Source organism: Dactylosporangium darangshiense, from assembly GCF_039537565.1.
Taxonomy (GTDB): Bacteria; Actinomycetota; Actinomycetes; order Mycobacteriales; family Micromonosporaceae; genus Dactylosporangium; species Dactylosporangium darangshiense.
This window is the reverse complement of record NZ_BAABAT010000201.1, coordinates 1-1042: the sequence shown is the minus strand read 5'-3', so window position 1 is coordinate 1042 and position 1042 is coordinate 1. Positions and strand designations below refer to the sequence as shown.

The 1042-nt window shown below is 73.4% G+C and carries 1 protein-coding gene; it reads right to left on the bottom strand.

What is annotated here, in order from left to right; genetic code table 11:
- A partial coding sequence (locus ABD901_RS58690) for a hypothetical protein (RefSeq protein ID WP_345145096.1) occupies positions 1 to 1014 on the bottom strand: 1014 nt, incomplete at its 3' end.
- Between the last annotated feature and the right edge of the window lie 28 nt (positions 1015 to 1042).

The following is a 1042-nucleotide window of genomic DNA, read 5'->3' as shown; positions in this document are numbered from 1 at the left end:
CCGGGAACGCTGCAACGCCCGGTTCCGCCGCCGCTGCCGCAACCGCTCGGCGGCCAGCCGATCAGCGTCCGGGCCGGACCTCGCCACGCACGTGGCCCGCAACCCGTCGGCGGCTACGCCGGTGGTGGGGATGGAGACGACGGCGAGGTTGGACACGTTGACGTCCACCCCGCCCCGCCGTGACAACCCGGCGGCCGCGGCGCGGCGCGCCGCTGTGCTCTGCGAGGTGTAACCGGGGCCGAGGATCATCAGGCGCGCCTCGTACCGCCACCCGCCAAGCGCGCCCGGATCGCGGTGGCGGACCAGATCGATCTTGTGCCAGCAGCCGGGATCGGCCAAGTAATGCTCGAGGACCGGTGTCCGGGCGGGTCCTTGCGGCAGCCGGACCGGCAGCACGAGATCGCGGCAGCCGGTGCCGGTCAGCACGATCGCGAACGGGCCGTCGTGGTCCCACCACGACCGCACCGCCCGCCCACCTCCGGTCGCGGTCACGGCCGGCATTCGCCGCGGCTGCCACAACCGGCCACCCCGATCAAACGCCGCCCGATGCCCGCCGAGACTGCCGACCAGCCGGAACGTCTCCCACTTCCGCGGCCGGGTGTGCGACCGCGCCCGGCCGGGAATGGTGTGGAACGACCACCAGTCACCAACCCGCGGTGGGCCGTGCCGACGGCCCGTCGCGTCGGGGAACAGATGCCGATGCACCGCCTGCCACACCCCGTCCGCGCCGTGCATGACCAACGCCTTGGTCATATGACGGCGCAGGTGCGGCGCACCGTCCAGATGCCGGTACGCGGCACGTTCCAGCCCGGGCAGGGTCAACCCCAGCCGGTCCCGGACCGCCGCCGGGCCCGCTACAGCGCGTTCGTGATGCGCGCCACGATAGGCGGCCAGCCGGGTCCGGGCGTCGCGCTGCACCGCCCGACGGACCGCGAACGCCGCCGAAAACACCCGCTCCACATGCCGCCGCGTCTGCGGATCATGTACATCAAGCGGCAGCCGCAACACCGACACCGGACCGTCATAGCTCCACGCGGCAGCC